Here is a 24,915-nt window from a genome sequence, read left to right as displayed (position 1 = left end):
CATTCACCGGAACGCAGCCTGGCCGTGAACACCGACATCCTAATCTGCGCCGCCGACGCCGTGCTCGACAACGGCAAGGGCGTGCGCTTTCCCGTACTGGCCGGCGGCCAGCCGGCCACGGGCTTCGTGATCCGGCATGGCGGCAAGGCTTATGCCTACCTGAACCGGTGCGCCCACGTGCCGATCGAGCTGGACTGGAACGAAGGCGATTTCTTTGAATCCAGCGGCTTGTACCTGATGTGCTCCACGCACGGCGCCGTGTATATTCCCAGCAGCGGCCAGTGCGCCGGCGGTCCGTGCCGCGGCGGCCGCCTGCGGCCGGTGGCGCTGGCCGAACGCGATGGCAACCTGTATTGGCAACCGGACGATTACATCCGTCCCCCGACGACCCCGACATGAGCAACGACACCCCAGATACGCCTGGTGCCCTGCCGCCAGATCCTGCCCGTTCGGACACACCGCCCATCAAGTGGGAACGCGAGGTGCTGGAAAAACTCGTGTTCGCCACCATCAAGGAACAGCGCGCCAATCGCCGCTGGAGCATCTTCTACAAGGTGGCGCTGCTGCTGCTCGTCTTCTTTGCGATCGCCAGCTACTTCGAAGTCAACGTGTTCGGCGGCGAAGGCGATGTCGGGCGGCACACGGCGCTGATCGAGATCGAGGGCGATATCGAAGCGCAGGGCAGCGGCGCGGCAGCGGTCGTGATCCCCGCGCTCAACAAGGCGTTTTCGGACGACGGCTCGGTTGCTGTGGTCCTGCACATCAACAGCCCCGGCGGCAGCCCCGTGCAGGCCGGCATGATCGTCGACGAAATCCGCCGCCTGCGCGAGGGCTATCCGGAAAAGCCGCTGTACGTGGTGGTCGATGAAATCTGCGCCTCGGGCGGCTATTACATCGCGTCCGCCGCCGACAGGATCTACGTGAACAAGGCCAGCATCATCGGCTCGATCGGCGTGTTGATGGATGGCTTCGGCTTCACCGGTACCATGGAAAAGCTGGGCATCGAGCGGCGCCTGCTCACGGCCGGCGCCAACAAGGGGTTCATGGATCCGTTCAGCCCGCAGTCGGACAAGCAGAAACAGCACGCCCAGGCGATGCTGAACGAAATCCACCAGCAATTCATCGAAACCGTGCGCGCCGGCCGCGGCAAGCGCCTGCAGGAAACACCCGAGACCTTCTCCGGTTCGTTCTGGACCGGCGCGCGTGCCATCGACATGGGCCTGGTGGACGAGCTGGGCAGCGTGGACAGCGTGGCGCGCGACGTCGTCAAGGCCGAGGACATCATCGACTACACGCAACACGAAGGCTTGCCGGAGCGGGTGCTGAAGAAATTCGGTGCGGCGGTGGGCAGTGGCGCGGTGAAGGCCGCGGTCGCCGCCGGCGTGCCGGTCATCAAGTAAAACGGCGCCGATGAAATGACTTTTCACATGATGGCGATCGCGGGCTTGAAAACGACTGCAGATAGGTTATAGTAGTCCTGTAGTTATTGAACGGAGGGCGCAATCTTAAAAGCACTCAACATTCGATCGCGCGGTTGTCATCCGTATCGCGTCGCGTAGTGAACTATCGATCGCATCAGCGAATTGAGAGAATTAAATTCCTCACTGGTCCCTTTCCGGGGGCTGGAAAACAGCGGCCTCGTGCCGCTGTTTTCGTATGCAGGCAACATCGTGGGCAACATCGCGGGCAACATCGTTGCAACATCGTTGCCACATCGTCGCAGGCCTCAGCGCCAGCCTCATCGCCCCTGCCAGGGACTTTGCGTGCGCCAATGCCTGCGCCAGATACTCAGCGCCGGCTGTGCTCGTTCCCTTGACCGCCAACCGACGCTGGCCGCCGCACCGCCGCGATCTCGCTCTGGAAGCCGCCTTCGCGCAGCCAGTCGTGCAAGCCTTGCGTGGTGGCCGCGAACCAGCGATGCTGCGGCATCAATGCCTGTTCGGCGCCCGTGCGGCAACGCGTGATCAACAGTTCGGTGGCGAACCGTCCGGCGGCGTCGCGGGCGAGGTCGGAGCGGCATTCAACAGTGATCATTACGGCCTCCTGGAAATCGATCGTATCGGGATCTCGGATACTTTCTTAACAATAGGGTAGGAAGAAAGGCTGCTGTTCAGCAAATTCCTACATGCGTTTCAGTGTATCAACGGCGACGGTGTACAACTTGACATTCCTCAACGGCAAAGCGATTGTTCCTTGCAATCCGGTAGAATGCTTCCCATGAGCAAATTATCGCTGGATCGCATCCTCCAATCCCAGGGTTTCGGCACCCGTAAATACTGCCGCGCGCTGATCGAAGACGGCGAAGTGGCCGTCAACGGCGCCATCGTCGACAACTACAAGACCGCCATTGAAACGGACGGGCTCGTGCTGACCGTCTTCGAGGAAGAGTGGCGTTACCGCGAGCATGTGTATATCGCGCTGTACAAGCCGTCCGGCTACGAATGCTCGCGCAAGCCCAGCCACCATCCCGGCGTGCTGACCTTGCTGCCCGAACAATTCACCTGGCGCGAAGTGCAGCCGGTGGGCCGCCTCGACCATGACACCACGGGGCTGCTGCTGATCTCCGACGACGGCCCGTTCATCCACGCCCAGTCTTCGCCAAAACGCCATGTGCCGAAGGTGTACCAGGCCACGACCGCCGAGCCGGTGACGGATGCGCTGGTCGCGCAGATGCTGTCCGGCGTGCAGCTGCATGACGAACCGGCGCCGCTGGCCGCCCTGGTGTGCGAACCGAAAGGCGAGCACCAGCTGGAAATCGTGCTGGAGCAGGGCAAGTACCACCAGGTCAAGCGCATGCTGGCCGCCGCGGGCAACCATTGCAGCGCGCTGCACCGGTCGGCCATCGGTGGCTTGCGGCTGGCCGACCTGGGCTTGAAAGAAGGGGAGTGGTGTTACCTGGAGGCGGAGCAGCTGGGGTTGCTGGCGGGCTGAGCGGCCAGCTCCCCAACGCCGTCAGAAGTAGATCTCGCGCGGGAAGCGCTCCTTGGGCGGACCTACTTTCTGGGCAATCCCCAGGATATTGTCGCCACGGTTCGCCGTTGAATACCCCCAGCTCTCCAGTTTCTCGAGGATTTCAGGCACCTTGGGCTCGAAATTATCGGCAGTCCAGAACCTGAGCATGCGGAATCCCGCCGCTTCCAGCATGGCCTTGACCTGCCGGGGATCGTATTCGATATTGTGGCGGTACAAGCTCTTGGTCTTGGAATACTGCATGAAGAAATGCGGGGCGAAGCCATTGAGGATTTTCACGACATTTCTTCCCGACGTGCTGTTGGGAGTGGTGATGTAGATGAATCCGTCGTCCTTCAAGACCCGGTTGATTTCGCACATGATATGCATGGGATCGCGTTCCATGTGTTCGATCACTTCCATGAACAGGACCATGTCATATTGCCCGTCCGGGACAGGCAGGGCCTCTTCCTCGAGATTGATATTGTAGGCGGTCAGCAGCCTTCCATCGTTCGGCACGGGGATCTGCAATTCCACCCGTTTATCTCCAGGCAGGAAATGCGTTACGTCGACCTTGCTGTATTTGAACAAGTCCAGCAGAATCGGCGGGAAGATGAAAGACGTGCCGATCTCCAGCACGCGTGTTTGCTCATCCTTGAACTGGCTGGGCGTCGGCATATGCCTCAGCGTATGCATATAACGCGGCAGATGCCCGCGCACATAATCGCTGTTACCGCATAATCTCTCGATCGCCTTCAGGAAATCCGGATGCATGTCGTCGGGGTCGATATCGCGCATGACTGGCCCTATACTGGTGAAAAATCTAGATTCTTGCCGATGGCTTTCATTGCCGCCTGAACTTCCTCGCGGTTCCTCGCTGCCGTGTCGAGAATGATCTCGCGCGTATCGGCGGATTCGGCGACTTTCACCGCCGCGAGAAAACGGTCCCTGTCAAAATCGCCCATGCTGCTTTCGAGCGCGCCCAGTCCGGAATCCACCAGCAGGTCCTGGTTCTTCCGCGTGTCGCCGACATTGATGAATGGCACTCCCGCGCACATTGCAAAAACAATGCCGTGGTATTTCATCGAAACGACCAGCGACGCCTGGGATTTGATGGCCTGGAATATATAGTCCGGTCCGAGATACCTGTCGATCGCCGCGACCTTCTCGCGCATTCTCATCCTGCTGACGACGTCGGCCGCGAAAATGTTATCCCGGCTGTCATGCCACATGCTCATTGGCAGGCAGATGATGTTGTAGAACTCCGAAAGATAATCGAGCGATTCGGCGATCCTGTACTTGAACGATTCAACGAGAAAATGCCTGCTCAGCTCTCCCGGGCGATAATGGTCGGACAGCAGGAGGAACAGGTTCTTGCGCTGGAAATCGAACTCGATCGGCGGGACTTCGCACTGGCCAACGATTTCTTCGATGGCGATGGTCCGGTCGGCGAAGTCATGGCCGAAGACCAGATCCGGTACATACCGGGTCGATGGGAACAGTTCCCTTGCCGCCTCGGCATCGCGCCTGCTCCGCAAATGAATGTCGCCGATGCGGCCAGCGAATGGTGCGAGCAGCTGGATATCATCCGGGCCATAGGGAAACGAGCAACCGTACAGGCTGAGCCGATCGAAGCTTTCCGGCAGCCGTGAAATGAAATATTCGTTGACGATCGCGCCGCCGCCCAGGACTGGCGACTTGACATTCAGGCTCCGCAAATTCTTCAGCAGCGAGGCATCCGGAACACCCATGGTGCGCGACCAGAAATCATGGAACGCGTCATCGCCGGCATTCTGGTATCCAAAATATCCCAACACCGCCGTATTGAAATTGGCATTAGTCATTTTTTTGTGGCTGAAAGCAATCGTTGCAGCGACACCCTTGCGACCCGGCCTTCGTTCTTGCCATGTGCTTCGTAATGCTTGACGAGCGTCTCATGGTCCCCATGGATTCCTTCATGCAAATCGAGATAGGAACTGCGGTATTGCCTGGTGTCGATGAAATTGCGCCATTCACCCAGCATGAGACGGCTGAAATCTTCCTCCGGCAATGTTGCTACCAATCGGATGACTTCGATGAATTTTGCAGAAACAGTGGCTTTTATGATATCACAGAAATCGCCGAACTCTGCCTGGGATACGGGGGCATTCTGGTCTTTCCAAAGGGCCAGCAAGAGTGCAAATCTCTCAACGATAGTGGCTGTTGAAAAACGTTGTGCGACAATCGACCACTGCTTGATCTGCACAACCCCTACTCCCGACAGAAGGCTGGCGAAGGTGTGGTAATGCTGCTCCTTCAGGCAGGCCAGCACATAGCAGTCGGCGAAATTCAGGTGGGCCGGCAACAGCCAGTATTTGCATTCCTCGCCCTTTGCCGCATGATCGAAAAATGACAGCAATACCCTGGCAAAGGAGTATCGCTTGTAGGCGTTGATTTTGTCCTGCTGCGCGGTGCTGGCCAGATAATCGAGGAATTCCTGCGAAAAATATGGCTGGAAAATGATTTTCGCGAACTCGGCGAATGCCGCATCACCCCACTGGAACAAGGGTTCCGGCCCCCGCGTTTCCGAGTCGTGGAGCAGGATTTCGTTGAAATCGAGCTGGGTAGGCAGCCGGTTTTCCTTCTTCAGGGACTCGCTGAAATCCAGTGCTTCGCGCATGTAATCCCTGGACAGGAATGACATCGCGTATTGTCTCGCCTCGTCGCCCAGTTGCACGCGGTATTCCGCCGATGAAGCCAGCTTGTGGATGGCGCGCTGCATTTCCGCATGGTCATGGAGGTTTTCGATCTTAATGACGCCGCCCTTCACCTCGGCGAAAATTCCGCTGTTCAATACAATGACGGGCTTGTTGCACGCCAGCTGCTCGATCAGCGAGCCGGATCCCCCCTCGGTGTTGGGGTGGCGCACATTCACGAAGAAGTCCGCCGCCTCCTTGATCTCCTGCAACCGTTCATGGCTGACATTGAGTTCGAGGCGCACCAGTGCGCCAAGCGGATGGTCGAGTATCATTTTCCTGAGGTGCTCGACATACTCGCTGTCGGCCGGCTTGCCGGCGATGATCACCGTTTGCAGGAGATCGGCGATACCCGGCGCGGAGAATATCGCGTCGAGCAGCCGGTGGATCTGCTTGCCGCGCTGGATGTGGCCGATAACAGCCACGGTGACCCTGCTGCGCTTTCCCGTATCCTCGCGCCAGCGCGCGATCGTCTCCGCCGATGGCGATTCCTTTTCATCGCCCGGCAGGCGCAACTGGAGAATCGGTCCACTGAAGGTTTCCGCCACGGCCCGCCGCACCATGTCCGAATGCACCACGATGCCTTTGTAGCGCGGGTTGGCGACGATTGCTTCGATCAGCGGGTACCTGCTGGTGAGGTCGGTATCCCAGAGTCCGATCCGCGATTCGCGCGGCCTGAGGATCTGCGACGCATGGACGCTGGCCAGGCCGGATGCACCATAGTGACGGCCCATCAGGTAGGCATAGACCTTCGGCGCATTGCTGTCGGTGAAGATGCGCGCAGCAAGATAATGCTGGTAGACATAATCATGCAGGATCGCGATGCCGGGCGCCGTGGCCGCCAGATCGAAGATGTCCTGGTGGTTTTCCTTGTTGTTGCCCAGGTTGTAGAAGATATCGTCGTAATGGTCAGTGAACAGGCTGATGGAGTCCTGCGAACCCAGGATCTGCCGGATGCTCAGGCACTTGCTGGTCGATCGGTAGCGGCGGCCGTTTTCATTGACCAGCACATCGATTTGCGCGCGAGCCTTGAGTTCCGGATCGCTGTTGTAGCTCTCGATGAGCGTGTGGGAAAACTCGCTGATCGACGAGGCCGCGGAGAATGGCGTGCACCAGGCTATTCTTTTCATTTGGTCAGCAATTCGAAAAAGTCGACGCGGTTGGACTGGAAATTCGGCAGGTAGCGCCGCTGTGCCGTGAGGATGGAATCATGGAACATCCGGTTGCTCAGCAGATGCGCGACGAACGCCATGAGCTCGGACGGGTCCGCTACTTGCCGGTCCAGGCTGAAATAGCCGATACAGTCGGCCGGCATCAGCCTGCCATTCCCTCGCAGGAGTCCGTCGTAGGTGACCTGCACCACGGCCGAGCCCGTGGCCGACGCGTCGATGATGCGCAGCGGCGTGCAATAGGACCTGTCCTTGCCCAGGTAAATCTGGACGGCGGGGCGGGTTGGAATGAAGCCGGAATGCGGCATCCTCATCCCGATGGTGCTGACCGGAGTCTGTTCGGAGCGGCTGTTGAGGTACACGGTCGGTGAAAACTGGTCGAGCTTTTCCAGCACGCCGGTCCACATGGCCAGCTCGTCGTCGTTGACGATGATCGCCACGCCATCCATGTCCAGCGACGACACCACATCGCTGTAGGTGGAGGGCAGGTGGGCCAGGAAGACATGCATCGAATGGAATTGTTGCACATCCATCCGGCAATGTTCGCTCAGCGCCAGTACGCGCCGTCCCTTGCTCAAGCTGTTGTGCACCGCCAGGTAAAGCTGTTGCTTCTCGACCTGGGACATGCCGCCTTGCTCGATGGCGGCGTAAGGCGACTGCGCGAAAACATGCACATTGCCGCGGAGGTGCGCGAAATCGATCGTCGACCTGACATCGCTGCAAATGACCCGCTGCTCATGTGTCGGCTGAAATGCGCCGGCACCGCTCGCGGGCATCAGGCTGATCGCATAGTCATTGCTCGGCAATGCATGATGCAGCAGTTGGGCAAATGCCAGGCCCTCTTCATCGGCATGCGCTATGAGCAGGCTGGGCCGTGTATCTTTCTTATACCAGTTCATTGTCGTCGTCTCTTCGGTCTGGTTTCGGCAGGTTTTTTCTGATGTGCTTCAAGCGGTCCATGTAGGTGCGCGCGACCTGGAACGTGGAGTGGCGCAGCATCGTCCTGCGGCCGGCGGCTTGCAGGCCGGTCGCAAGTGCGGCATCGCCAGCCACGCGCCGCATGGCTGCTGCGGCGTCCTGGATATCCGGATCGACCCAGGTTCCGCCCGTGACATAGGGATAATCTCCTTCCTGAATTTCCCTGGGTGTGCAGGCGATCAATACGCTGTTGGCCGCATTGGTGAAATCCCGATTGCCCGAATAGCCGGTGGTGATGACCGGTTTTCCCAGGCTCATGGCCTCCGCGATATTCCTGCCGAAGCCTTCGGCACGGTGCAGCGAAATGAAGCAGTCGCAGGCCGAATACAAGGCGGCCAGGTCGCCCCGGTCGAGTGTCCTGTCGATCAGGTGGATTCTTCCGTCACGGCGGGCGGTGTCCTGGAGGCGCTGCCACGCGGTACCGTCGCTTTCCGGCCGCAAGGCCTTGATCACTAGGCCAACCTTCTCGCCGCCAGGGAAGGCGGCCAGGAAGGCTTCGATACACGCTTCCGGATTCTTGCGCAGCGATGCCGACCTGAGGTCGTACGAAAAGTAGAACAGGAAGGCGTTTTCCGGCAGGGCAAAGTCGCGCCGGCCCAGCCGGCTGGCCGGGGGCGTCTCGACAGCCATCGGCATATGCAGCACCGGCACCGGCGAAGCTGGTTCGATGGCCTCCTGGATGTAACGGCTCGGTGCCCAGATTTCATCGGCCAGCGCGAACAGGTGGTGCCATTGTTCCGGCCAATGGGAGATCTCCCATGGCCAGCAGGCGATGTTGTAGCGGCCCGCGATACCGTTGCCACCGCGCTCGGCAACGTAGCGCGCATGTTCCAGCGCCGGGAAGCAGAAGAGGTTGACGGCGTAACGGTGCTCCGGGCCGCCCGCCGCCTGAGCGCCATCGACATAATCGACAGGCGCGGCGGGAATGGTTGTCCTGCCCAGGGACGCCAGCGCCATGCGCGAATCCTCGGCAATGCCGGAAACCCCCGACAGGTGGCCGATGACATTCACGCCGAACGGTTCACCTGCCTTGGGGTTTTCTTCCGGCGGCACGGCGCTTGCCGGAGCCAGGCGGCGATACTCCGCCGAGCGGGCATACCATTCACTGTAGCCGGCCGCCTTCGATGGAAGGGGAAACTCCTGCTGCAGGTCCTGCCGCGCCTGATGCAGGATGGCCTGGTGCGCCGTCATGCCGGAGGGGAGCACGCGCAGCAGGAAATCTGTTTGCCAGGCGGCCACGCGGGGTTCGATCGCCGCGGACGAGAACCCGTGCTCCAGGTACCAGACCAGCAGCCTTGCCCGGTCCGCCGGCCGGGCGATGTCGACCTTGAGGTCGGTACGGCGCAATGCCGTGAGCACCATCAGCCAGGAGAGCGCGTTGCCGGCATCGAGCCCGGGCAATTTCCCCGGAGGGAATGCCGGCTTGTCGAGCGCATCGCGGAACGGGGCGCATTCCTTCAGCAGCGCGTATTCCTTCAGGCCATGGCAGGCGCACCAGGACAGGAAATCGATCCGGTTCGCCAGTGTATCGAGCGGATACAGCGCCTGCAGGTCGCGATCGCGGATCTGCCAGACCAGCAGCATCGCGCCAAAGATCGGCACCGGCAACCCATGGGACAAGGCATCGATCGGCTGGAAATACGCGGCCAGCGACGACCGCCCCGCGTTTCCCGCAACGCGTTCCAGGACCACCCTGTTCAGGTGCCGGATGATTTCCCGCTCGCGCGCAAGCCTGCTGTTGGCTGTCATGGATGTCGGTCGGTGGAATCCAGGTCAGAGCGATCCGGTACGTGGCAGCCGCTGTCTCGGCGGGATTGCCAGTCCCCCGAAAGCATGGCTGTTGGCGTCGAGGTTGAGGGCAGGGTGGTAGGCCGGATCCCGCACGATGACATGGCCCCACCTGCGCCGGAACTCGTTGACCTCGCGCTGCGCGCGCGCCTTCTTCTGCGGCGTGTCCTCATGGCCGCGGCTAGCCGATTCGGCATGCAGCAACTTCGCGAACGGTGTCCAGACGATGGCCTTGCCCTTCGCCCGCAGCTTGAGGCACAGGTCCACATCGTTGAACGCTACCGGGAAAGCCTGCGCATCCATGCCGCCCACGTCGAGGTAGTCCTGCCGGCGCAGGAACAGGCAGGCAGCGGTGCACGCGCTCACCCGCAGCGGCAACTGGTTGCGGCCGTGGTCGCCCCAGTCGCCATCGGCCAGCAGGTTGCCGAAGTGCCCCGCCACGTTGCCGATGCCCAGCAGCACGCCGCCGTGCTGGACCATGCCGTTGGGCCACAGCAGCTTGGCGCCCACCGCGCCGATGCCCGGGCGGCACAATTGCGCAACGATCTCGTCCAGCCATCCATCATGCAGCGCCTCGATATCGTTGTTGATCAGGCCGACGATATCGCCACGCGCCAGCGCGACCGCCCGGTTGTTCAGGTCCGCGTAATTGAACGGTCCCGGCATCGGCAGGATCCGTACCCCTTCCGCTGCCAGCTCGGCAAACAGGGCAAGCGTCGCGGCTTCCGCGGAGCCATTGTCGATGACGACGATGTCCAGTTTCGGCCATGCGGTGAAGCGCCGGATGCTGTCGATGCAGCGCTTCAGCAAATCGGCGCGGTCGCGCGTTGGAATCACCAGGCTGACCGTCAGGTCGTGCCATCCGGCCGGCAAGCTTGCCTGCACGCGGCGGGCGGCATGGGCCAGGCCCGCCGGCACGCGGTCGAGCGGCTTGAGCTGCAAGCCCGGTTCGAGCATCCGCGCCGCCCGTTCGGCGGCCCGCGCCCGCTGGCCACGTTCCTCGTCCGTCAACGGGCTGTTCATGCGGTACAGCACGCGTGGCACATGCACGATTGCCAGTTCACCCAGGGCCCCGGCGGCGGCCAGCGCCGACCAGGCGAATTCGGCTGGATCGTTTGGTGGTTCCAGGTGTGACAGGAGCGCGCCGCGGACCAGCAGCAACTCCAGCGGGTAATCGGTCGCCAGTGCATAGTCGGCATTCCACGCCGGCTTGAACCATGGGCGGCTGTCCTGTTCGCTGTCCGTATAGACCAGTTGAGCATCCCCGAGCGCGAAGCCTTCCAGCGCATGGACGATTGCCTGGGCAGGCAGCGTATCGCCGGCGCGCACGCAGCCGATGACGTCGCAGCCGGCAGCCATGGCGCTGGCGAGCAAGGCGGAAAAAGGTTGGGACGAGAAGGCCTGGACGATCACGCCCTGGCCTTGCAGGCTGGCCGCGGTGCGGGCGATGACACCTTCATCCGCCGTTCCAGTGATCAGGATGGCGGCCTTGAGCGAGACAGGAGGGCGTGGATCGAGCCCGGCCGTTGCACCATCGAAGTGGGTCGACCATTCCGGCCACGCCCGCAGCGGCACGCTGCGTGGCACCAGCCGTTCATACATGGTGGCCACTTCCAGCATCAGCTTGTCGCTGCCGGCCGGCAGCAGGGCCGCCATGCCGCCGGGCACGCAGCAGACGAATGCCGGGCTGCCGTTCAGCGCTTGCCCGCTGTCATTCACCACACGGATTTCACGCGTCTTGCCGTCGGCCAGCGACAGGGGCAGTGCGAGCTCGAAGCCATGCGGCCCCTCGACATGTCCACGCATCGATGGGAGCACGATGTCGGCGACGGCTTGCGCGACCACGTTGTGCCCGTCCAGGGCACGCACGGTGACGGCGCGGCGCGGATCGGCGGGATCGATTGCCCAGCCGGACAGGCGCAGCCCGCCATCATAGACAACGGAACTCAGCGCGGTGACCGGCGCCGACCGCGTGTTATCCAGTGGCAGGGCACCGGCCAGCACGGCATCGGTATTCGCGATTCGCGCAGTGAGTACGCCACGCGCGCCGGATGGCAGTTCGCCCAGGTCGGCGACGAAGCCATGGCAGACGTCGACGTGCCCGTCCGGAACGCCCAGCATGTCCGCCAGGTCGGGGCGGGCGGCATCGGCCGCGGCGAACGCGCAAGGCATGCCATCCAGGCAAATCTCGACGACCACCCGGGAATCCGGGCGCTCCCGGTCGAACGCCCAGCCGAACAGCAAGCGTTCATGCAGGCCTTCGATCGCGCCATGCCAGCGCTCATTGCCGGAGACGGCGGGAATCTGCTCGGGGGAAAGGAAGTCGGCGTTCATCAATGTTCCGTATCTGCTCAGTCAGGCGGCTTGCGGTGCGGCGTCCAGCGCCGCCAGCCAGGCAACGGGATCGAAATGCTCATCGAGCAGCACGGCACGCATCTTCGGTGGCAACCCGGCCGGGTCGTCGGTCAGCACGGCGCGGCAACCGGCGATCTGGATCACGCGCAGGTCGTCGAGCAGCCGCAGCGCATCGCCTTCGCCCGAGGGCACGTGATCCACTACCCCGGTGCGCCACAGCGCCTCGCTGCCATCGCCGATGACGAGCAGGCGCAGCGAGTTTCGTGGCCGGCTGGCGATGGCGCGGGCCAGCGCCAGCACGCGATGCGCGCCCTTGCCGGTCATGTCGTGCCGCCACACCGCGACCCGGCGGCAGGAGGCGCGAAGCGCCGGCAGCACCGCTGGCAAGGGCCGCCTGGCGACGATGTCCGGCAGCGCGGCACCCGGTTCCGCCCCTTCCGCCTTGCGCAGCCATCCGGCCGCACGCGATGTGGCCAGCGCCGCGCGCAGCGCCGCGCGTGCCGCGGCCAGCGGATCGTCGCGCCGGAACGCCGTGTGCTCCGCATAGTAGGTGGGGTAGCGCGCTTCCACCACGCTGCGGTTCTGCGCCACCCGCAAGGTTTTCTCGGCACGGAACGATACCGTCCCCGCATGCGCCACGAACACGCGGGGCACGTGCAGGTGGCGCCAGCCGGCCGCGCGGGCGCGCATGCACCAGTCCACTTCTTCGCCATAGCCGCGCACCAGCGCCGTGCCATCGAGCATGCCGACGGTGTCCAGCACGGTGCGCCGGATCAGCATCGTGAAGCCGCAGCAGGATGGCAGTTCGACATCGGCCGCGACGGTGGCGGCGGCGGCATCGTCCAGCGCAGCCAGTTCGCGCTGGTCCGGCGCCGGTGCGGCCTGGCTCATCGCGGGGAAGCTGCTGATCTCGCCGTTGTTGGTCCAGGGCGTCACCGCGGCGATGCCGGGCTGGGCGTACAGGGCGCGCGACAGGCGGTCGATCCAGTCGCCATGCACCTGCGTGTCCGCATTCAGCAGCAGCACGTCGTGATCGGGGAATTCGCGCATGCCACGGTTGGTCGTTTCGATGAACCCCAGGTTGCAGGCATTGCGCAGCAGCGTGATGCGGCCGGCGGCGGCCTGCTTGTCGAGCCATGCCGACACTGCCGGCTCGGGGCTGGCGTCGTCCACCACCACCACGCGGGCAGGGGTGGCGTTCTCCTTCAGGCTGGCCAGCACGCTGTTCAGGCAGGCCTGCACCAGCGCCAGTTCGCGGTACACGGGAATCACGATCGATACGGGGCGGGGCTGTTTGGTGGCATCGGCCGGAGCACGGGCCTGGATGGCCGGCGCCGCGTAGAACGCCAACGGCGAGCCCGGCAGCAGTTGCCGTTTGCCGTCGGGCTGCACGAGCGTCACGGACCAGACAGCGCCGGGCGCGGGGCAGGCCAGCCGGAAGCGGCTGCCATCGGCGGGCACGTCGAACTGGAACTGCCGGGTTTCATCCGACAGCAGCAGGGTGGCACGCGGCGCGGGGCGCCCGCCGGCACGCTGAAGAACACCATGCCTTCGATCGCATCGCCCTCGCGCCAGCAGGCTCCCGTGTGAGCAACGCCGGCCTTGCGCAGCAGCGCCAGCAGGCTGGCATGCCGGCCAGTGCGGCAGCGCGCGGGCAGGAAGGCCGGCCCCAGGCTGGCGATGTCGGCCTGGCCGCCATCCTGCAGCCAGCTCTGCAGCATCGCATCCTGGAGCATGGGATTGCAGGCGTCCGCCTTCCAGGCCGCGTGCCAGGCGCGCGCGGCCATGAAGGGATAGGCGGTCTGCAGGACTTTCGCGCGCAGGATGGCGGGAATGCTCTTGCCAGGCATGCGCCGGCAGACATACTCCGCGGCCACCAGGGCGTCGGCATGGTTGCCCTTGGCGAACGCCTCCAGGGCGCGGCCCAGCAGGGCATCGGACCGCAGGCGGGGCAGGCAATGGGCCAAAGCCGAATGGGCCAGGGCCGGGCCGTCGACGCCGCTCGTCATGGGCGGCATGGCTGAGCAGTATCCGGGCGGGCCAGGGCCAGGGCCGGCGCGCGGCGCTTTGTCGACCTCGTGGTGCAAGCATTCACGGGAACGATCATCTGAAAATCGTCATTCGAGTGTACATCCGAACACTGCACCATCAAGGCTCATTTCCCTGGCTGACGTCGCGATGACATTATGCGGCTGATGTCGCCGCTGATTTCCTGAAAATCAGCGGCAGGAACGACCCGCTCGCGCAGCCGGCACGATGCGGGTCGATTCGGTGTTCGCACACCGGTGTCCAACTGCGCTCGCGTCCGGTCTCGCCACCAGCCGCGAACCTCCAGCGTGCCATAGTTTCAACTGTCGGGTAGGGACGATTGCCTCGCCTGATGAGCAGGATGTTGCAAATTCGCTACTAATTGCCAAGATTCAAGCCGAACCAGCCCCCCGCTGGCCATTGTCGAGCAGTCAACCAGCTGGCCGGCGGCGGCGAATTGCCCTTCAAAACCCCCGCTGTTCGCCCCTTCGACCGGCGGCGCCATGCCCGACAATGCAAGCTCGGAAACCCGGCACAGTCGAGCAGGGGCCGCGGCACACGATCAGGCAGCAGGACCAGGCGCAAGCTCAGGCAAAGATTAAGCAAAGTTTAGGCAGAAGACATGGCAGAAGACAGCGACGCCGAGAAGACAGAACCCGCGTCAGAGAGGCGCCTCCAGAAGGCGCGTGAAGAAGGCGACGTACCCCGCTCGCGCGAAGTGGCGACGTTTACCGTGCTGATGGCGGGCGGTGCCGGCCTGTACATCTTCGGTTCGACGATGGCGCGCCAGCTGTCGGCCACGCTGGCCTCGGGCCTGCGGCTGACGCGCGAACAGGCGTTCGACATGGACGTGCTGGGCCACCGCATCCTGGCCGACGTGGTGCAGGTGCTGATCACGTTCCTGCCGCTGGGCCTGGCCGTGATGCTGGTGGCGATCGCCTCGCCGGTGCTGGTGGGCGGCTGGCTGTTCACCGCCAAGGGCTTCATGCCCAAGTTCAGCAAGCTCAATCCCATCAACGGCATCACCAACATGGTGTCGAAGAACGCGCTGGTGGAACTGGTCAAGGCCATCATCAAGACCATCATCGTCGGGGCCGTGGCCTACATGGTCGTGATGCGCTACAAGGATGCCATCTTTGGCCTGCCGGCCGAGCCGGCCAACGAGGGCTATGCCCACATGCTCGACATGCTGGCGATGAGCTTCCTGATCCTGGTCGGCTCGCTGGGCTTCATCGCCATGATCGACGCGCCGTACCAGATGTGGCATTACGCGAACAAGATGAAGATGACGCGGCAGGAAATGATCCAGGAATCGAAGGAATCGGACGGCAACCCGCAGATCAAGGGCAAGATCCGCCAGATGCAGCGCGAGATGGCGCGGCGCCGCATGATGCAGGATGTGCCGACCGCCGACGTGGTGGTCACCAACCCGACCCACTACGCGGTGGCGCTGAAATACGCCGACGGCTCGAAGGGCGCACCGAAGGTGGTGGCGAAGGGCGCCGACGCGGTGGCCGCGAAGATCCGCGAACTGGCCAGGGAACACAAGGTGGCGATCCTGGAAGCGCCGGCGCTGGCCCGTGCGCTGCACAAGCACACCGAGATCGGCGACGAGATTCCCCAGCGGCTGTATGCCGCCGTGGCCGAAGTGCTGGCTTACGTGTACCAGCTGCGCGCCTACCGGCCGGGCGGCCGCTATCCGGACCGCCCTACCAAGCTCGACGTGCCGGCGGACATGGATCCGAATACCGCGCCACCGAAACCGTAATTCTCCAAACTGCAACAATCGAGGAAGAACCCGATGCAAGCGCTCAAGATGCCCGCCTGGACCAACACCATCACTGGTGGCAAGCCGCAGACGCTGGCCGCGCCGGTCCTGATCATCATGCTGCTGGCCATGATGATCCTGCCGCTGCCGGCGTTCATCCTCGACCTGTTCTTCAGCTTCAACATCGCCATTTCCGTGATCGTGCTGCTGACCGCGCTGTACACGGTCAAGCCGCTCGACTTCATGGCCTTCCCGATCGTGCTGCTGCTGACCACCATGCTGCGCCTGGCGCTGAACGTGGCGTCGACCCGTATCGTGCTGACCGAAGGCCATACCGGGCCGGACGCCGCCGGCAAGGTGGTCGAGGCGTTCGGCCACTTCCTGATCGGCGGGAACTACACCGTCGGTATCGTGGTGTTCATCATCCTGACCATCATCAACTTCGTCGTGGTCACCAAGGGTGCCGGCCGGATCGCCGAGGTGGGCGCCCGCTTCGCCCTCGATGCCATGCCCGGCAAGCAGATGGCGATCGACGCCGACCTGAACGCCGGCCTGATCGGCGAGGCGGATGCCAAGCAGCGCCGCGCCGAAGTGTCGATGGAAGCGGAATTCTACGGCGCGATGGACGGTGCGTCGAAGTATGTGCGGGGCGATGCGGTCGCCGGCATCCTGGTCACCGTCATCAACATCGTCGGCGGGCTGCTGGTGGGCCTGATCATGCACGACATGGCATTCGGCGACGCGGTGCGCACCTACACGCTGCTGGCCATCGGCGATGGCCTGGTGGCGCAGATCCCGTCGCTGATCATCTCGCTGGCGGCCGGTGCCGTCGTGTCGCGCGTGGCATCGGAAAAGGATATCGGCTCGCAGCTGGTCGGCCAGCTGTTCGCCAAGCCCCAGGTCATGTACATTACCGCCGCCATCATCGGCGGCCTGGGCCTGATTCCCGGCATGCCGAACCTGGTGTTCCTGCTGCTGGGCGGCGCGCTGGCCGGTGGCGGCTACCTGCTGGCCAAGCGGGACAAGGAAGCCGGCCCGGGTGGCGTAGCGGCCGGCTCGGCCGGTGGTGGCGGTGGTGCAGCGGCAGGTACCGGTGCGGCGGCGGGGGCGCGGCCGCAGGCGGGCAGGGCGGCGCGGCGGCCGAGAACGAGGAGGCCACCTGGAGCGACGTGATGGCCGTCGATACCCTCGGGCTGGAGGTGGGCTACCGCCTGATTCCGCTGGTGGACAAGGCGCAGAGCGGCGAGCTGCTCAAGCGTATCAAGGGTATCCGCAAGAAGTTCGCCCAGGAAGTGGGCTTCCTGGCGCCGCCGGTGCACATCCGCGACAACCTGGAACTGAAGCCGTCCGCCTACCGCATCACGCTCAAGGGCGTGGAAGTGGGCACCGGCGAAGCCTTCAACGGCCAGTACCTGGCGATCAACCCGGGCATGGCGAGCGGCGCGCTGCCGGGCCTGGCGACCACCGATCCCGCCTTCGGCCTGCCCGCCGTGTGGATCGACGCCAGCCTGCGCGACCAGGCGCAGGGCATGGGTTACACGGTGGTCGATGCCGGCACCGTGGTCGCCACGCACCTGAACCACCTGATCACGTCGCACGCTTCCGAACTGCTGGGCCGCGGCGAAGTGCAGGCCCTGCTCGATCACCTGGGCAAGGAAGCGCCGAAGCTGACCGAAGACCTGGTGCCGAAGACGATTTCGCTGTCGGCTCTCCAGAAGGTGCTGCAGAACCTGCTGTCCGAGGGCGTGCACATCCGCGACATGCGTTCCATCATCGAAGCGCTGGCCGAACACACCGCGCATACGCAGGACCCGAACGAACTGACCGCCCTGGTGCGGATCGCGCTGGGCCGTGCCATCGTGCAGCAGCTGTTCCCGGGCAATGGCGAACTGTCCGTGATGACGCTCGATAACCGCCTGGAACGCTTGCTGATGCAGGCGCTGGCCCAGGGCGGCGCCGATGGCGCCGGCATCGAGCCCGGCCTGGCGGACACGATCGCCCACCAGGCCGCGCAGGCCGCCGCGCAGCAGGAAGCGCTGGGCGTCAATCCCGTGCTGCTCGTGCCCGGCCCGCTGCGGCCGCTGCTGTCGCGCTTCCTGCGGCGCGCGCTGCCCCAGCTGAAGGTGCTGTCGCATGCCGAAATCCCGGAATCGAAGACGATCCGGGTGACGGCGCTGGTGGGGAATACCTGAAGCCGCTGATGGCTTAGAAGGACTGGTCTGATATCGCTTACTTACCCCAACGGCAGAGGCTGGGGTCAGGAAGGAGTCCTGGCATGCATGCCAGGACCGTTACGCAGGCGCGAAGCATGCTTCGCGAAACCCCTGCTTCACCCCGCCGGGGCGTAGTCGGGGTTTCAAGGAGCATCGCTCCTTGCCGACGTAGCGATACTGGCCTGCAAGCCAGTATTCCTCTCTGACTCCGGGGTTTGCATTCGGGGTGGACTTGACGTGCCGGCATTAGTGTTCGACACCCACCCGCTATGCCCCCCACTGCCCCGCGCACCGAAATACCCCCCTTTTCCCCACCTGTTCGCCCGATGCTTACTCCACGGCATCGTCAATAATTTCACCATCGAGAAAAACTCTGTGCACGGCGAACAGGAGCAGCAATGAACGTCAAGAAATTTACCGCGCCCACGTCGCGTGAGGCGCTGCGGAAGGTGCGCGAGGCGCTGGGGCCGGATGCGGTGATCCTGTCGAATCGCCCGATGGATGGCGTGGTCGAGATCCTGGCGCTGGCCAACGACGATGCCGCTTCGCTGGCCAGCCCGGTCGACGACGCGCCACCCGGCGCGCCGCACCTGGACCTGGACGACGGCTATGCCGCCGCGCCGGCGCCACGCCCGCAGGCCCAGCGCCCGCCGATGCAGCCAATGCAGCCGATGAGCCGCCCGGCCGCGCCGGAGCCCATGATGGCCGCGCGCCCCGCCATGGCGACGGCACCGGCACCGATGCCGCGCGCGCCGTTCGCGCCGTCGATGCCGCCACCGGCGCACCAACCCATGCAGCAGCCGATGCACCAGCCGATGCAGCAAGCGATGCCGCAGCCCGCGCTGGACATGGCCGGCATCACCGCACTGGTGGCCGAGGCGGTCAACTCGGCCAAGGCCAACGCGGCCGCCGAGATGCACGGCATGATGAGCGAGCTGCGCGCCATGCGCGGCATGATGGAGACGCAACTGGCCGAACTGTCGTGGGGCAGCACGCAGCAGCGCGAGCCGCACAAGGCGGCCGTGCTGCGCGAATTGCTGGCCGCCGGCTTTTCCACCACGCTGGCCCGCCGCCTGCTCGAGAAGCTGCCGGCGGGCCGCGGCGCCGATGAAGCGCTGCGCTGGATCCGTACCGTGCTGGCGCGGAACATCGCCGCGATCGCCAACGAGGATGCGCTGATCGAGCGCGGCGGCGTGTTCGCGCTGGTCGGGCCGACCGGTGTCGGCAAGACCACCAGCACGGCCAAGCTGGCGGCCCGCTGCGTGATGCGCCATGGTCCTGAAAAGCTGGCGCTGATCACCACCGATGCCTACCGCATCGGCGCGCACGAACAGTTGCGCATTTACGGCAAGATCCTCGGCGTGATGGTACATTCCGTGAAGGATGAGGCCGACTTGCGGATCGCCCTGAAAGAGCTGCGCAACAAGCACACGGTGCTGATCGATACGGTCGGTGTCAGCCAGCGCGACCAGATGGTCACCGAGCAGGTGGCCATGCTGCAGGGTACCGATGTCGACGTGAAGCGGCTGCTGTGCCTGAACGCCACGTCCACCCAGGAAACGCTGACCGAGGTCGTGCGCGCCTACCAGGGCAGCGGCCTGGCCGGCTGCATCGTCACCAAGCTGGACGAGGCCGCCTCGCTGGGCAACGTGCTCGATGTGGTGATCCGCCAGAAGCTGCAACTGTTCTACGTATCGAATGGCCAGCGCGTGCCGGAAGACCTGCACCTGGCCCAGCCGGCCGAGCTCGTCGAGCGCGCGTTCCGCCTGAAGAAGGATGTTTCCGAATTTACGGATGGCGAACTGCCGATGCTGATGGCGGCCACCGGCAACGATGGGATGCGCGAGGTGCACCTTGGCTGACTTCAATTTCGAATTGTCCAGGAATGACTGCGCCGGACATGCAGCATCGAACCACATCGACATGCGCGAGGTGCATCTTGGCTAACTTCAATTTCGATCAGGCGGAAGGACTGCGGCGCATGCTGGCCGGGCCGCCGCGGCCCCGCATCGTCACGTTCCTGTCGGCCACGCCGCAGGATGACAAAGGGGCCATGCTGGTCAACCTGGGCGCCTCGCTGGCCCGTGCCGGCAACGACGTGGTGCTGGTGGACGCCTGCGCCAGCGCGCATGGGGTGGCCTCGCGGCTGGGCGTCGACAATGGCGCCAGCCTGCTCAGCGTGGCGCGCCAGGAATGCGCGCTGAACCAGGTCATCCATGAAGTGCCGCAAGGCTTCAACGTGGTGTCGATGACGCGCGCCGACGCGCGCAACTGCCCGCCGGAAGCGCGCCGGCGGGCCAAGGCGTTCGATGTGCTGGCCGCGCAGGCCGGCATCGTGCTCGTCGATGGCGAGTTCGACGGCGAAGCATTTCCCGTGCCGGTGATGGCCAGCTCGGAAATCGTGGTGCAGGTCTCGAACAGCGCCACCTCGATCACGAATGCCTACATGATGATCAAGCGGCTCAACCACGAGCTGGGCCGGCGGCCGTTCGGCATCGTCGTCACCGGTGCGTCCGAGCGGGAGGCCAGGGTCGTTTACGATAATATGGCACAGGCGGCAAGCCGTTACCTGGCAGTGAATCTGATCTCGATGGGTTCGGTGCCGGCCGATGAATACCTGCACCGCGCGGCGCGCCTGGGCCGTGCCGTGGTGGATGCGTTCCCGCTGGCCGGTGCCTCGGTCGCGTTTCGTCAGCTGGCGGGGCGGTTTGCGCTGGCCGCGCCGTCGCCATCGTCGTCAATGTCGCTGGCAGCGCCATCGGCGTTATCGACGCTGGCGTCGCATCATGCAGGGAGCGGCCACCATATGCAGCACTGAACAAGAATAGAGATTTATGTACACGGTCAAAGGGAAGGTGAACAAGGATTCGCTGCTGACGGAGCACATGCCCCTGGTGAAGCGCCTTGCCCACCATATGAAGGCAAAATTGCCGCCCAGCGTGGAAGTGGATGACCTGGTACAGGCGGGCATGATCGGCCTGCTCGACGCGATCAACCGCTACGAAGAAACGCACGGTGCCCAGTTTGAAACCTATGCGGTGATGCGCATCCGCGGCGCCATGCTCGATGAATTGCGCAGCAGCGACTGGATGCCGCGCACCTTGCGGCAAGACATGCGCAAGATCGAGAACGCCATGTCGGTGCTGCAGCAAAAGCTGGGCCGCCCGCCGGCCGAATCCGAGGTGGCCGCGTCGCTGAAGCTGTCGCTCGAGGCCTACCAGGAAATGCTGGGCGAAGGCGGCGGCCACCAGCTGCTGTATTACGAAGACTTCAAGAACGAGGACGGCAGCGACAGCTTCCTCGACCGCTATGCCCAGGACGACGAAGCCGATCCGCTGCGTTCGCTGATGGACACCGGTTTCCGCCAGGCCGTGATCGATGCGATCGACGCCTTGCCGCCCCGTGAAAAACTGCTGATGGGCCTGTACTACGAAGAAGAGTTGAACCTGAAGGAAATCGGCGCCGTGATGGGCGTCTCCGAATCACGCGTGTCGCAGCTGCATACCCAGGCGGTGTCGCGGCTGCGCGCCACGTTGCGGGAGCAGGCATGGACTGGTCCAGCGTAGCGGGGCTGCTGCTGGCGCTGGCCGGCCTGATCGTGGGCATGGCACTGGAAGGCGGCGATCCGTCGTCGCTGGTGCAGCCCGCCGCGTTCGCCATCGTGGTGGTCGGCACCTTCGGCGCCGTGCTGCTGCAGACCCGGCCCGCCACGCTGCGGCGCGGCATCCTCATGCTGCAGTGGGTGTTCCGGCCGCCGGCCGACAGCCGCATCCTGCTGGCGCGCGATATCCAGGCGTGGAACCAGACCATCCGCCGGGAAGGCCCGCTGGCGCTGGAGCGCCACATGAACGGCGCGCGCAACGTGTTCCTCGCCAAGGGCTTGCGCATGGTGATCGACGGCATCCAGCCCGATAAACTGCGCCAGCTGCTCGATACCGAGATCACCGCGTTCGAGACGGCGGAGCGGCAGGCGGTGCGCATCTGGGAATCGGCCGCCGGCTATGCGCCCACCATCGGTATCCTGGGCGCCGTGCTGGGCCTGATCCACGTGATGGAAAACCTCACCGATCCTTCCCGCCTGGGGCCCGGCATCGCGGTGGCGTTCGTGTCCACGATCTACGGCGTGGGGATGGCGAACCTGTTCTTCTACCCGATCGCCAACAAGCTCAAGAACATCGTCATCGCCCAGGTGCACCAGCAGGAAATCGCCGCCGCCGTGTTCCACGACATCGCCAGCGGCGACTTCTCGCGCATCATGGACGAGCGCATCGCCACGCTGATGCAGGACTACTAGCCAGGAAACCACGATGAGCTTCCAGTACCGCCGCGCGCGCCGGCCATTCGACGAGGAACCGGAAAACCACGAGCGCTGGCTGATCTCGTATTCCGACTTCATCACGCTGCTGTTCGCATTCTTCGTGGTGATGTATGCGATCTCGTCGGTCAACATCGGCAAGTACCGGATATTTTCCGATGCGCTCGGCGACGCGCTGGGCGGGCAGGGCGCCAACGTCAAGCCCAATACCGAAGTGCTGAACCAGCCGATCCCGAATCCGAACCTGAAGAAGCGCCAGGAAATGATGCGGCAGGAGCGCGCATCGATGACCAAGCTGGCGCAGGACCTGCAATCGACGATGGCGCCGCTGGTCAAGGAAGGCAAGGTGCGGGTCACGCAGAACAGCCGCGGCGTGTCGGTGGAAATCAACGCCAGCGTGCTGTTCGATCCGGCCGACGTGAACCTCACGGCCGAATCGCGCGAGGCGCTGACCGCCGTGGCCGCGCTGCTGGTCACCGACCGCCATGCGATCCAGGTCGAAGGCCACACCGACGACCAGCCGGTGCGCAACATCTATCCATCGAACTGGGAACTGTCGTCGATGCGCGCCGCCACCGTGGTGCGGCTGTTCATCGAATCGGGCGTCGCTCCCGAGCGGCTGACGGCGGTCGGGCACGCATCGAACCACCCGGTGGCCGCGAACGACGACCCGGTCGGCCGCGCCCGGAACCGGCGCGTGGCGGTGACGATCCTGTCGGCCGTGCCGGACCCGGAAACCGAAATCCCCACCGATCCGGCGCCGCAGGCAGTACCGCCGGCGCAATGACAAGACGAAAAAACGAGACGAAAAAATAGGGACGGACCCTATTTTTGAAGAAATATTGCCCGGAAAATGGGGTACGTCCCCATTTTTGGCGCAACTTCAGCCGGCCAGGAAGCCGCGCGAAGTGGTGGTGGTGGCGGTGAGCCCGGTCGGGCCGTAGACGTTGCCGGCAGGGTTCTGCGGGCGCAGGGCTTGCAGGGCACCCTGGGTGTGCGACAGTTGCTTGTTGATCAGCATGCCGTTCAGGCGGTTCAATTCCTTGGCTTCGCGGGTATGCGCCAGCACGTCGTTCCACAGCGCCTTGTCGTCCGGCGTACCGTGGGTGCACAGCCACATTTCCATTCCCGCCTCGCGCGCTTCGAAGCCGGCTTCGCCCAGCGCGGCATGGCGCGCGGCGGCCAGGGCACCCATGCGCATCAACACCTCGGACTTGCGGGGCGTCAGCGCGGCGAGCCTGTCGATATCGGCGGCCACCAGCGATTGCTGCTCGTCCTTCAGGATCTGCAGCAGTTCGGTGATCAGCTGCTGCTCTTCGCGCAGCATCGATATCGGGGCGCCGTCATGCATGGGATGACCTCAATAGGTGTCAGCGTTGGCGGGAATGCAGGAGGTCCTTGACCGTGTCCAGCAGCCCGTCCGCCACTTTTTCAGAATTGACCTGGAACTGGCCATCGGCGATGGCCAGCTTGATACGTTCCACTTTCTTCGTGTCGAACACGGCGCTGTTGCTGCTGGTCGCCATGGCCTGGCCCTGGGCCGACAGCTTGACGTTTTCCGAATTCGTTTGCGTGGAAGTGGCGGCTGCCGTTTTCTCGGCGTTGCGGGCATTGCTCGTGGTCGACGCATTGGTCGCCGGCAAACCCGCATTTTTCACTGAATCGTTGATTTTCACAGCATCTTCCTCGTTGTTGGGAGCTTACTTCGCGATTTTTACTCCATGTACGAGTTCCTTAACGGCCACGCCACTGCAAACTTTAGCGGCATGAACCGAATATCTTTTCAGAACGCAACCTCGACCTGGCCGCCCGCCCGGGCGATGCCGCTGACGCTGCGGCCACCCTGCGTGCGCACCTGCACCACCTGGCCTTCCGCCGCATTGGCGATGGCCTTGCCCTCGGCCGTGATGCGGAAGCCGCTGCCCGCGGTGACCAGCCTGACCATCTGTCCATTCAGTACGACCGGCTGGCTGCGCAGCGTATCCAGGCGCAGCGGCGTGCCTGCCGAAATAGAAACATTGCTGCTGCGGCCCACCACCTGCGCCTTGTCGGTCGCGATGCTGGCCGGCAGCGTGGTCAGGTCGCCCTGCATCGTCACCAGTTGCGTTTCCGTGATGGCCTGGCCCTGCGGCAGCGGCGTGGCCGCGGCGATGTAGTTGCCCAGCACAGACACGTTCGCCTGAATATACACCGTCCACCGGGACGGAGCCGCACAGCGGACGCCCACCGTGGTCTTGCCCCATGCCTTACTGCCGGGCATCAGGAAGGCTTCCGGAGCGGGGCAGTCGGCCAGCGTCATGCGCGTATCGATATTGCCGACCGTGACCGTGACCTTGCCCGGCAGGCCGGCGCTCTGCACCTGCAGGAAGGCGTCGACGGTGCGGCGCAGCGCGGCCGGGTCCATCGCCGTGGCCGCCTGCGCGGAGGCGGCGGCCAGGAGAAGTGCGGCAAGGGCGTAGATGGGCGGTTTCATGATGGGCATGTACTGTGAATGCCGCCATCTTACGCGCGCGCGCCGCGGCGAAAGCGGCGAACAGCGCGGCAAAGTCCGTGCTTATCGCCCGATCATTTGCCGTGGAGCATCCGTAAGATGGCACCTGTCACCGATGGAAGGATG

21 protein-coding genes and 1 pseudogene are annotated in these 24,915 nt (G+C 64.1%); 10 read left to right on the top strand and 12 right to left on the bottom strand.

Features of this window, described 5'->3' with window-relative positions:
- Nucleotides 1-18: 18 nt before the first annotated feature.
- Nucleotides 19-399 carry a Rieske 2Fe-2S domain-containing protein gene (locus OU994_RS26665; protein ID WP_131144302.1) on the top strand — a complete coding sequence of 127 codons (381 nt, stop codon included), beginning with the start codon at nucleotides 19-21 and terminating at the stop codon, nucleotides 397-399.
- On the top strand, nucleotides 396-1,400 hold the full coding sequence (locus OU994_RS26660) for a S49 family peptidase (RefSeq protein ID WP_131144303.1): 1,005 nt from the start codon (nucleotides 396-398) through the stop codon (nucleotides 1,398-1,400). The genes OU994_RS26665 and OU994_RS26660 overlap by 4 nt, the downstream gene beginning before the upstream one ends.
- Nucleotides 1,401-1,788: 388 nt before the next feature.
- Here OU994_RS26660 and OU994_RS26655 read toward each other — a convergent pair whose 3' ends face one another.
- The gene (locus OU994_RS26655) at nucleotides 1,789-2,034 is read right to left on the bottom strand and encodes a hypothetical protein (protein WP_281608378.1); all 246 of its coding nucleotides are present in this window, start codon (nucleotides 2,032-2,034) and stop codon (nucleotides 1,789-1,791) included.
- A gap of 183 nt (nucleotides 2,035-2,217) precedes the next feature.
- Between OU994_RS26655 and OU994_RS26650 the strand changes: the two genes are divergently transcribed.
- Nucleotides 2,218-2,931: a pseudouridine synthase gene (locus OU994_RS26650; protein ID WP_281608377.1), complete on the top strand. Its 714-nt coding sequence runs from the start codon at nucleotides 2,218-2,220 to the stop codon at nucleotides 2,929-2,931.
- 21 nt (nucleotides 2,932-2,952) lie between these two features.
- Here the strand turns inward: OU994_RS26650 and OU994_RS26645 are convergent, their stop codons facing one another.
- Genes OU994_RS26645 through OU994_RS26610 form a run of 8 tightly spaced genes read right to left on the bottom strand, consistent with a single transcriptional unit; the run spans nucleotide 2,953 to nucleotide 13,992 of the window.
- Nucleotides 2,953-3,747 (bottom strand): methyltransferase domain-containing protein, encoded by a 795-nt coding sequence (locus OU994_RS26645; RefSeq protein ID WP_281608376.1) that lies wholly within the window; start codon nucleotides 3,745-3,747, stop codon nucleotides 2,953-2,955.
- 8 nt (nucleotides 3,748-3,755) lie between these two features.
- Nucleotides 3,756-4,793 carry a polysaccharide pyruvyl transferase family protein gene (locus OU994_RS26640; RefSeq protein ID WP_281608375.1) on the bottom strand — a complete coding sequence of 346 codons (1,038 nt, stop codon included), beginning with the start codon at nucleotides 4,791-4,793 and terminating at the stop codon, nucleotides 3,756-3,758.
- Nucleotides 4,790-6,814 (bottom strand): glycosyltransferase, encoded by a 2,025-nt coding sequence (locus tag OU994_RS26635; protein WP_281608374.1) that lies wholly within the window; start codon nucleotides 6,812-6,814, stop codon nucleotides 4,790-4,792. Before OU994_RS26635 ends, OU994_RS26640 begins: the two co-directional genes overlap by 4 nt.
- On the bottom strand, nucleotides 6,811-7,752 hold the full coding sequence (locus tag OU994_RS26630) for a hypothetical protein (RefSeq protein WP_281608373.1): 942 nt from the start codon (nucleotides 7,750-7,752) through the stop codon (nucleotides 6,811-6,813). The genes OU994_RS26635 and OU994_RS26630 overlap by 4 nt, the downstream gene beginning before the upstream one ends.
- A complete protein-coding gene (locus OU994_RS26625) occupies nucleotides 7,739-9,580 on the bottom strand; it encodes a glycosyltransferase family 4 protein (RefSeq protein ID WP_281608372.1) in 1,842 nt (613 codons plus the stop codon). Before OU994_RS26625 ends, OU994_RS26630 begins: the two co-directional genes overlap by 14 nt.
- A gap of 24 nt (nucleotides 9,581-9,604) precedes the next feature.
- Entirely contained in the window at nucleotides 9,605-11,953 is a 2,349-nt protein-coding gene (locus tag OU994_RS26620; protein WP_281608371.1) for a glycosyltransferase family 2 protein, read from the bottom strand.
- Nucleotides 11,954-11,974: 21 nt separating this feature from the next.
- Nucleotides 11,975-13,435, bottom strand: coding sequence for a glycosyltransferase family 2 protein (locus OU994_RS26615; RefSeq protein WP_281608370.1), 1,461 nt, complete (start codon nucleotides 13,433-13,435; stop codon nucleotides 11,975-11,977).
- Nucleotides 13,372-13,992, bottom strand: coding sequence for a hypothetical protein (locus OU994_RS26610; RefSeq protein WP_281608369.1), 621 nt, complete (start codon nucleotides 13,990-13,992; stop codon nucleotides 13,372-13,374). The genes OU994_RS26615 and OU994_RS26610 overlap by 64 nt, the downstream gene beginning before the upstream one ends.
- Nucleotides 13,993-14,624: 632 nt before the next feature.
- Here OU994_RS26610 and flhB point away from each other — a divergent pair.
- The 7 genes and pseudogenes from flhB (at nucleotide 14,625) to motD (ending at nucleotide 23,085) form a co-directional block, all read left to right on the top strand.
- Nucleotides 14,625-15,770, top strand: a complete 1,146-nt coding sequence (gene flhB, locus OU994_RS26605) for a flagellar biosynthesis protein FlhB (RefSeq protein ID WP_281608368.1) — start codon at nucleotides 14,625-14,627, stop codon at nucleotides 15,768-15,770.
- A gap of 33 nt (nucleotides 15,771-15,803) precedes the next feature.
- Nucleotides 15,804-17,962, top strand: a pseudogene (gene flhA / locus OU994_RS26600) (flagellar biosynthesis protein FlhA).
- Nucleotides 17,963-18,381: 419 nt separating this feature from the next.
- The gene (flhF, locus tag OU994_RS26595) at nucleotides 18,382-19,845 is read left to right on the top strand and encodes a flagellar biosynthesis protein FlhF (RefSeq protein ID WP_281608367.1); all 1,464 of its coding nucleotides are present in this window, start codon (nucleotides 18,382-18,384) and stop codon (nucleotides 19,843-19,845) included.
- 77 nt (nucleotides 19,846-19,922) lie between these two features.
- The gene (locus tag OU994_RS26590; RefSeq protein ID WP_281608366.1) at nucleotides 19,923-20,801 is read left to right on the top strand and encodes an antiactivator of flagellar biosynthesis FleN protein; all 879 of its coding nucleotides are present in this window, start codon (nucleotides 19,923-19,925) and stop codon (nucleotides 20,799-20,801) included.
- A gap of 16 nt (nucleotides 20,802-20,817) precedes the next feature.
- A complete protein-coding gene (locus tag OU994_RS26585; protein WP_131144316.1) occupies nucleotides 20,818-21,549 on the top strand; it encodes an RNA polymerase sigma factor FliA in 732 nt (243 codons plus the stop codon).
- Nucleotides 21,531-22,277 (top strand): flagellar motor protein, encoded by a 747-nt coding sequence (locus OU994_RS26580; protein ID WP_131144317.1) that lies wholly within the window; start codon nucleotides 21,531-21,533, stop codon nucleotides 22,275-22,277. The genes OU994_RS26585 and OU994_RS26580 overlap by 19 nt, the downstream gene beginning before the upstream one ends.
- Nucleotides 22,278-22,290: 13 nt before the next feature.
- The gene (motD, locus tag OU994_RS26575) at nucleotides 22,291-23,085 is read left to right on the top strand and encodes a flagellar motor protein MotD (RefSeq protein WP_281608365.1); all 795 of its coding nucleotides are present in this window, start codon (nucleotides 22,291-22,293) and stop codon (nucleotides 23,083-23,085) included.
- A 96-nt stretch (nucleotides 23,086-23,181) separates the two neighbouring features.
- On the opposite strand, the gene OU994_RS26570 is transcribed toward motD, so the two are convergent.
- From OU994_RS26570 to flgA, 3 genes are all read right to left on the bottom strand, one after another.
- Nucleotides 23,182-23,649 carry a flagella synthesis protein FlgN gene (locus OU994_RS26570; RefSeq protein WP_281608364.1) on the bottom strand — a complete coding sequence of 156 codons (468 nt, stop codon included), beginning with the start codon at nucleotides 23,647-23,649 and terminating at the stop codon, nucleotides 23,182-23,184.
- Between the two features lie 19 nt (nucleotides 23,650-23,668).
- Complete coding sequence (flgM, locus tag OU994_RS26565; protein WP_281608363.1) at nucleotides 23,669-23,974, bottom strand: flagellar biosynthesis anti-sigma factor FlgM; 306 nt, start codon at nucleotides 23,972-23,974, stop codon at nucleotides 23,669-23,671.
- Between the two features lie 107 nt (nucleotides 23,975-24,081).
- Nucleotides 24,082-24,771, bottom strand: coding sequence for a flagellar basal body P-ring formation chaperone FlgA (flgA, locus tag OU994_RS26560; protein ID WP_281608362.1), 690 nt, complete (start codon nucleotides 24,769-24,771; stop codon nucleotides 24,082-24,084).
- Nucleotides 24,772-24,915 lie beyond the last annotated feature (144 nt).

Origin of the sequence: Pseudoduganella sp. SL102 (genome assembly GCF_027856995.1) — a bacterium.
GTDB classification, from domain to species: domain Bacteria; phylum Pseudomonadota; class Gammaproteobacteria; order Burkholderiales; family Burkholderiaceae_D; genus Rugamonas; species Rugamonas albidiflava.
The sequence above is the reverse complement of the archived record's forward strand: the minus strand, read 5'-3'. Positions and strand labels throughout refer to the sequence as shown.